7 protein-coding genes are annotated in these 7474 nt (G+C 60.0%); all 7 read left to right on the top strand.

What is annotated here, in order from left to right:
• Nucleotides 1-271 precede the first annotated feature (271 nt).
• The 7 genes from rnr to dnaB all read left to right on the top strand — a co-directional run bounded on the left by rnr (nt 272) and on the right by dnaB (nt 7430).
• The gene (gene rnr, locus H096_RS06870) at nt 272-2899 is read left to right on the top strand and encodes a ribonuclease R (protein WP_033897406.1); all 2628 of its coding nucleotides are present in this window, start codon (nt 272-274) and stop codon (nt 2897-2899) included.
• On the top strand, nt 2896-3651 hold the full coding sequence (gene rlmB, locus H096_RS06865) for a 23S rRNA (guanosine(2251)-2'-O)-methyltransferase RlmB (protein WP_017734971.1): 756 nt from the start codon (nt 2896-2898) through the stop codon (nt 3649-3651). The genes rnr and rlmB overlap by 4 nt, the downstream gene beginning before the upstream one ends.
• Before the next feature lie 193 nt (nt 3652-3844).
• On the top strand, nt 3845-4267 hold the full coding sequence (gene rpsF / locus H096_RS06860) for a 30S ribosomal protein S6 (RefSeq protein WP_003236224.1): 423 nt from the start codon (nt 3845-3847) through the stop codon (nt 4265-4267).
• A 28-nt stretch (nt 4268-4295) separates the two neighbouring features.
• Nucleotides 4296-4526, top strand: a complete 231-nt coding sequence (gene rpsR, locus H096_RS06855) for a 30S ribosomal protein S18 (protein WP_002551829.1) — start codon at nt 4296-4298, stop codon at nt 4524-4526.
• A 36-nt stretch (nt 4527-4562) separates the two neighbouring features.
• The gene (locus H096_RS06850) at nt 4563-5456 is read left to right on the top strand and encodes a hypothetical protein (RefSeq protein ID WP_033897405.1); all 894 of its coding nucleotides are present in this window, start codon (nt 4563-4565) and stop codon (nt 5454-5456) included.
• 18 nt (nt 5457-5474) lie between these two features.
• The gene (gene rplI, locus H096_RS06845) at nt 5475-5921 is read left to right on the top strand and encodes a 50S ribosomal protein L9 (protein WP_003171376.1); all 447 of its coding nucleotides are present in this window, start codon (nt 5475-5477) and stop codon (nt 5919-5921) included.
• Between the two features lie 111 nt (nt 5922-6032).
• Nucleotides 6033-7430, top strand: a complete 1398-nt coding sequence (gene dnaB, locus H096_RS06840; RefSeq protein ID WP_016976916.1) for a replicative DNA helicase — start codon at nt 6033-6035, stop codon at nt 7428-7430.
• Nucleotides 7431-7474: the final 44 nt, after the last annotated feature.

The following is a 7474-nucleotide window of genomic DNA, read 5'->3' as shown; positions in this document are numbered from 1 at the left end:
TCACCAGCACCTGAAGCTGGCGTGTCTACCAATTTCACCACCTGGGCAGCATCAACAACGTTGCCGTCGTCGATGGCGCGCACTATACGGAGGGGATTTTAAGCTGTAAAGCCCTGCCACGAAAAAAGCCTGGAAAATTTCGCCAATGGTCGTGCAAGGTGCCTGCCGGGGGCTGCAAAGGGCTTTAAAAGGCTTGTTGGCGTCTGAAATTTCCCGTTTCAATACGCGTATGCCAAACTAACCCGCATATAGACAAGGTGAAAACTCTCTAATGGCCGATTGGCAGTCCCTCGATCCCGAGGCCGCTCGTGAAGCGGAAAAATATGAAAACCCTATTCCTAGCCGCGAACTGATCCTGGCGCATCTCGCCGATCGGGGTTCGCCTGCTAGCCGTGAGCAGTTGGTTGAAGAATTCGGTCTGACCACCGAAGACCAGCTCGAAGCCCTGCGCCGCCGTTTGCGTGCCATGGAGCGTGATGCTCAACTGATCTACACCCGCCGTGGCACTTACGCGCCTGTGGATAAGCTCGACCTGATCCTGGGCCGCATTGCCGGCCACCGTGATGGTTTCGGCTTCCTGATCCCCGACGACGGCAGCGATGACCTGTTCATGAGCCCGGCGCAAATGCGCCTGGTGTTCGATGGCGACCGTGCCCTGGCGCGCGTTTCCGGCCTGGACCGTCGCGGTCGCCGTGAAGGCGTGATCGTCGAAGTGGTGTCCCGTGCCCACGAGTCCATCGTCGGCCGTTACTTCGAAGAAGGCGGCATCGGCTTTGTGGTGCCGGATAACCCGAAGGTCCAGCAGGAAGTGCTGATCACTCCGGGCCGTAATGGCGCCGCCAAAGTCGGTCAGTTCGTCGAGGTGAAGATCACCCACTGGCCAACGGCACGCTTCCAGCCCCAGGGCGATATCGTTGAAGTGGTCGGCAACTACATGGCGCCGGGCATGGAAATCGACGTTGCGCTGCGCACCTACGATATTCCCCACGTCTGGCCTGAGGCTGTGCTCAAAGAAGCCGGCAAGCTCAAGCCTGAAGTGGAAGAGAAAGACAAAGAAAAACGCATCGACCTGCGCCATCTGCCGTTCGTCACCATCGACGGCGAAGATGCCCGCGACTTCGACGATGCGGTCTACTGCGAAGCCAAGCCAGGCAAGCTGCGCCTGTTCTCCGGTGGCTGGAAGTTGTACGTCGCGATTGCCGACGTGTCCAGCTACGTGAAGATCGGTTCGGCCCTGGATAACGAAGCCCAGGTGCGCGGCAACTCCGTGTACTTCCCTGAGCGCGTGATCCCGATGCTGCCCGAGCAGCTGTCCAACGGCCTGTGCTCCCTGAACCCGAAAGTCGACCGTTTGGCCATGGTGTGCGAGATGACCATCTCGAAAACCGGCGAAATGACTGACTACCAGTTCTACGAAGCGGTGATCCATTCCCAGGCGCGCCTGACCTACAACAAGGTCAGCACTATCCTGGAAACGCCGAAGACCAGCGAAGCCAAGGCCCTGCGTAGCGAATACGCTGGCGTGGTGCCGCACCTCAAGCAGCTCTATGCGCTGTACAAGGTGTTGCTGGGCGCTCGTCACGTACGTGGCGCGATCGACTTTGAAACCCAGGAAACCCGGATTGTCTTCGGTTCCGAGCGCAAGATCGCCGCAATCACCCCGACCACGCGTAACGATGCGCACAAGCTGATCGAGGAATGCATGCTGGCCGCCAACGTGGCCACCGCTGAATTCCTGAAGAAGCATGAAATTCCAGCGTTGTATCGCGTGCACGACGGCCCGCCGCCGGAGCGTCTGGAGAAGCTGCGTGCATTCCTCGGCGAGCTCGGCCTGTCCCTGCACAAAGGCAAGGACGGCCCGACGCCGAAGGACTACCAGGCTCTGCTCGCCAGCATCAAGGACCGTCCGGATTACCATGTGATCCAGACCGTCATGCTGCGCTCGCTGAGCCAAGCGGTGTACAGCGCTGACAACCAGGGCCACTTCGGCCTGAATTACGAGGCGTACACCCACTTCACCTCGCCGATTCGCCGTTACCCGGACCTGCTCACGCACCGCGCGATCCGCAGCGTGATCCACTCCAAGCAGAACACCCCGCACGTCAAGCGCGCCGGTGCCATGACCATTCCGAAAGCACGGATCTATCCGTACGACGAAGCGGCCCTGGAACAGCTGGGCGAACAGTGCTCCATGAGCGAGCGCCGTGCCGACGAAGCCACCCGCGACGTGGTGAACTGGCTCAAGTGCGAGTTCATGAAAGACCGCGTAGGCGAGACTTTCCCTGGTGTGATCACTGCCGTGACCGGCTTTGGTCTGTTTGTCGAGCTGACCGACATCTACGTCGAAGGCCTGGTGCACGTCACCGCGTTGCCGGGTGACTACTACCACTTCGACCCTGTGCACCACCGCCTGGCGGGCGAGCGCACCGGTCGCAGCTTCCGTTTGGGCGATACCGTGGAAGTGCAGGTCATGCGCGTCGACCTCGACGAGCGCAAGATCGACTTCGGCATGTCCGACAAGCCAGCCGAATCGCCGGGCAGCCGTAAAAAACGCGGCAGCGAACCGACCAGCAAAGGCAAGGCAGCACCTGCTAAAGCAGCGACCGCCGAGCCTGCACCTGCCAAGGCCGGTCGTCGTCCGTCCGCGAAGGAAAAGGCCCCCGAAGCCTACCGCCCAAGCGATGCGGCGGCGAAAAACGCCGAGCTGCGCAAGAGCCGCGAGTTGAAGCAGCAGTTGCTCAACGAAGCCAAAAGCGGTGGTAAAGCGGCGTCTGGGGGAAAGTCCCGCGGGGCGGAAAGTCCGTCGAGCAAGCCAAGTAAACACCGTAAAGGCCCGCCAAAAGCGGGTTCGGGCCCTGCCAAGAGTGGCGGGTCGCGCAAACCTAAGGCCAAGTCATGAGTCTGGAAAAAATCTACGGCGTGCACGCCGTAGAAGCACTGCTGCGTCACCACCCTAAACGCGTCAAGCAAGTGTGGTTGGCCGAAGGCCGCAGCGAGCCGCGCGTGCAAGCGCTGGTTGAGTTGGCGACCCAAAACAAGGTTGCCATCGGCCAGGCCGAGCGTCGCGAAATGGACGTGTGGGTCGAAGGCGTCCACCAGGGCGTCGTGGCGGACGTCAGCCCGAGCCAGGTCTGGGGCGAGGCGATGCTCGACGAGCTGCTTGATCGCACCGAAGGCGCGCCGTTGCTGCTGGTGCTGGACGGCGTGACCGATCCGCACAACCTCGGCGCCTGCCTACGTTCGGCAGATGCTGCCGGTGCGCTGGCGGTGATCGTGCCTAAAGACAAGTCCGCGACCCTGACGCCGGTCGTGCGTAAGGTCGCCTGCGGCGCGGCGGAAGTGATTCCTTTGGTGGCTGTGACCAACCTGGCGCGCACTCTGGAGAAACTCCAGCAGCGCGGCCTGTGGGTTGTGGGCACGGCAGGCGAGGCCGAGGTCAGCATTTATGACCAGGACCTCACCGGCCCAACCATCCTGATCATGGGCGCCGAGGGCAAAGGCATGCGTCGCCTGACCCGCGAACACTGCGATTACCTGGTCCATCTGCCGATGGCTGGTAGCGTCAGCAGTCTCAACGTGTCGGTTGCCACCGGCGTGTGCCTGTTTGAAGCCCAGCGCCAGCGTGGCGCCAAGGCCAAATCGAAGAAATGATCCACCCGCAGTGATTGGTGATTGTTCAAATAATCACCAATCACCTTGCACGCTTCCTCCCCCTTCTCTACAATTGCGCCCCTTGCCTTCCTGGCGGGCACCGATGTGCCTCCCTGCGGCAAGATCCATAAGTGTCATTCACTCCTTGTCTGACCGTTTTTGAGCGGCAGGCTACAACCCGTAAGGAGCATTCATGCGTCATTACGAAATCATCTTTTTGGTCCACCCGGATCAAAGCGAGCAAGTCGGCGGCATGGTTGAGCGTTACACCAAGCTGATCGAAGAAGACGGCGGCAAAATCCACCGTCTGGAAGATTGGGGCCGTCGTCAACTGGCCTACGCAATCAACAATGTTCACAAGGCTCACTACGTGATGCTGAACGTTGAGTGCACTGGCAAGGCCCTGGCCGAGCTGGAAGACAACTTCCGCTACAACGATGCTGTGATCCGTAACCTGGTCATCCGTCGCGAAGAAGCCGTTACCGGCCAATCCGAGATGCTCAAGGCTGAAGAAAACCGCAGTGAGCGCCGTGAGCGTCGCGACCGTCCTGAGCACGAAGGCGCTGATAGCGCTGATAGTGATGACAGCGACAACAGCGATAACGCTGACGAGTAATCCACGGACCTTTTAAGGAGCCTATCAAATGGCACGTTTCTTCCGTCGTCGTAAATTCTGCCGCTTCACCGCTGAAGACGTGAAAGAGATCGATTACAAAGATCTCAACACTCTGAAAGCCTACGTATCCGAGACCGGCAAAATCGTTCCAAGCCGTATCACCGGTACCAAAGCACGTTATCAGCGTCAGCTGGCCACCGCTATCAAGCGCGCCCGCTTCCTGGCCCTGCTGGCCTACACCGACAGCCACGGCCGCTGAGACCGGGCAGTCGACAAGTAGTAAGGGATTGAATGCATGCGCGCCTTAGCTGAGTTCATCATGCGCGGTCGTGTGCAGGCCACTCTCGTAGTGGCTGGATGTGCAGCATTGCCGTTGTTGTATTGGTTGGCTGCTGCCGCTGGGTGCCTTGTGCTCCTGCGGCGCGGTTTGCAGGATGCCCTGGGTATCCTGGCCCTGGGAGTCGTGGCCGCCTTGATCTGGTGGCTGCAACTGGGCGAACCTAAAGTGCTTCTGGTGCTGCTGGGGTCGTCGAGCCTTGCGTTGGTTTTGCGCGCAAGTGAGTCCTGGGTCCGCACGCTGCTGGTCAGCGTGGCATTGGGGTTGGTGTTTTCGGTGTTGATTGACGCGGCTTTCCGCCCGCAAATCGAGGTACTGTCGCAAGAGATCGCCAAGATCCTGCCGATGGCCCTCGGGGAACTCTACCAGCAGCTGTCGGTAGAAGAGCGAGCGCGACTGGCAACACTGATTGCACCGGCCCTGATCGGCCTGATGGCGGTAATGATGCAGATCGTCAGTTTGCTGAGCCTGATGCTTGGGCGATATTGGCAGGCGTTGTTGTACAACCCGGGTGGTTTTGGTCGCGAATTTCGCAGTATCAGAATCCCCGTGGGCCCGGCGATGTTGCTGCTGGCACTCATGATGGTCGGACCGTACTTCGGTTCACAAGCCACCCTGCTAGTGCTGTTTTGCAGCGTACCGCTGGTGTTTTCCGGACTGGCCCTGATTCACGGGCTGGTCGCGCAGAAGCGCCTGGCCAAGTTCTGGCTGGTGGGGATGTACGTAACGATGCTGGTGTTCATGCAACTGATCTATCCGTTACTCGTGGTTTTGGCCATTGTCGACGGCCTGATTGATTTTCGCGGTCGTCTGGCGCCGAAAGACGCCGATAACGCGAACGGTGAAGGTTAAAAGTTAGAGGATTTTCACATGCAACTGATCCTTCTGGAAAAAGTCGCCAACCTGGGCAACCTGGGCGACAAAGTGAACGTTAAGGCCGGTTACGGTCGTAACTACCTGCTGCCATACGGCAAAGCCACCGCTGCAACCGCTGCCAACCTGGCTGCGTTTGAAGAGCGTCGTGCTGAGCTGGAAAAAGCAGCAGCAGACAAAAAAGCTTCGGCCGAAACTCGCGCTGCCCAACTGGCTGAGCTGGAAGTGACTATCACTGCCACCGCCGGTGACGAAGGCAAGCTGTTCGGTTCGATCGGCACCCACGACATCGCTGATGCACTGACCGCCTCCGGCGTTGAAGTGCAGAAGAGCGAAGTTCGTCTGCCGAACGGCACCATCCGCAACGTAGGCGAATTCGACGTAGCCGTGCACCTGCACGCCGAAGTTGAAGCCACCGTACGCGTTGTCGTGGTAGCAGCTTAAGCAGCACCTAACTGACTGGCACCTCGCGTGCCAGGCAGTTAACATCGGGCACGATCCTGTTTACAGGTCGTGCCTTTTGTTTTTCTACACACCCCTAAATTCCAAGTGGCCATGAACGATATTTCAGCTCCTGAGCAATACGATCTGCAAACCGCTGCCCTGAAGGTGCCGCCGCATTCCATCGAGGCCGAACAGGCCGTGCTCGGTGGTTTGATGCTGGACAACAACGCCTGGGAACGCGTGCTGGATCAAGTCTCGGACGGTGACTTCTATCGCCATGACCACCGCCTGATCTTCCGCGCCATCGCCAAACTGGCCGACCAGAACTCACCGATCGACGTGGTGACCCTGGCCGAGCAGCTGGACAAGGAAGGCCAGACCTCCCAGGTCGGCGGCCTCGGCTACCTCGGCGAACTGGCGAAAAACACGCCGTCCGTCGCCAACATCAAGGCTTATGCCCAGATCGTCCGCCAGCGGGCCACGCTGCGGCAACTGATCGGCATCAGCACAGAGATCGCCGACAGCGCCTTCAACCCGGAAGGGCGTACCGCCGAAGAAATCCTCGACGAAGCCGAGCGCCAGATCTTCCAGATCGCCGAGGCCCGCCCGAAAACCGGCGGCCCGGTCGGCGTCAACGAGCTGTTGACCAAGGCCATCGACCGTATCGACACCCTGTTCAACACCGACGCGGCCATCACCGGTATTTCTACCGGTTATGCGGACCTGGACGAGAAGACCAGCGGCCTGCAGCCGTCCGACTTGATCATCGTCGCCGGTCGTCCCTCCATGGGTAAGACCACCTTTGCGATGAACCTGGTGGAAAACGCCGTGCTGCGCAGCGACAAGACCGTCCTGGTGTACTCCCTGGAGATGCCCGGTGAATCGCTGATCATGCGGATGCTCTCGTCCCTGGGCCGTATCGATCAGACCAAGGTGCGTTCCGGCCAGCTGGAAGACGACGACTGGCCGCGCCTGACCTCGGCGGTCAACCTGCTCAATGACCGCAAGCTGTTCATCGACGACACCGCGGGTATCAGCCCCTCGGAGATGCGCGCACGTACCCGCCGCCTGGTGCGTGAACACGGCGACATCGCGCTGATCATGATCGACTACCTGCAGTTGATGCAGATCCCGGGCTCCAGCGGTGACAGCCGGACCAACGAGATTTCCGAGATCTCCCGGTCCTTGAAGGCCCTGGCCAAGGAATTCAACTGCCCGGTGGTGGCGCTGTCCCAGCTCAACCGTTCCCTGGAACAACGCCCCAACAAGCGCCCGGTGAACTCCGACTTGCGGGAATCCGGAGCGATCGAGCAGGACGCCGACGTGATCATGTTCGTGTACCGCGACGAGGTGTACCACCCCGAGACCGAGCACAAGGGCATTGCCGAGATCATCATCGGCAAGCAGCGGAACGGCCCCATCGGTTTTATCCGCCTGGCCTTCATCGGTAAGTACACCCGCTTCGAGAACCTCGCGCCGGGCAGCTACAACTTCGACGACGACGAATAACCCGTCTGCTCAATTCCGACCATTACCGTCGGAATTGGTCAAAA

Source organism: Pseudomonas sp. FH1 (assembly GCF_000510895.2).
Lineage (GTDB): Bacteria > Pseudomonadota > Gammaproteobacteria > Pseudomonadales > Pseudomonadaceae > Aquipseudomonas > Aquipseudomonas azotoformans_A.
This window is presented reverse-complemented; position numbering and strand designations above follow the sequence as displayed.

Excerpts from the sequence above, each read along its gene's own strand:
- rpsF (WP_003236224.1), top strand. The coding sequence starts at position 3,845 with ATGCGTCATTACGAAATCATCTTTTTGGTCCACCCGGATCAAAGCGAG.
- H096_RS06850 (WP_033897405.1), top strand. The coding sequence starts at position 4,563 with ATGCGCGCCTTAGCTGAGTTCATCATGCGCGGTCGTGTGCAGGCCACT.
- dnaB (WP_016976916.1), top strand. The coding sequence starts at position 6,033 with ATGAACGATATTTCAGCTCCTGAGCAATACGATCTGCAAACCGCTGCC.
- rlmB (WP_017734971.1), top strand. The coding sequence starts at position 2,896 with ATGAGTCTGGAAAAAATCTACGGCGTGCACGCCGTAGAAGCACTGCTG.
- rnr (WP_033897406.1), top strand. The coding sequence starts at position 272 with ATGGCCGATTGGCAGTCCCTCGATCCCGAGGCCGCTCGTGAAGCGGAA.
- rpsR (WP_002551829.1), top strand. The coding sequence starts at position 4,296 with ATGGCACGTTTCTTCCGTCGTCGTAAATTCTGCCGCTTCACCGCTGAA.
- rplI (WP_003171376.1), top strand. The coding sequence starts at position 5,475 with ATGCAACTGATCCTTCTGGAAAAAGTCGCCAACCTGGGCAACCTGGGC.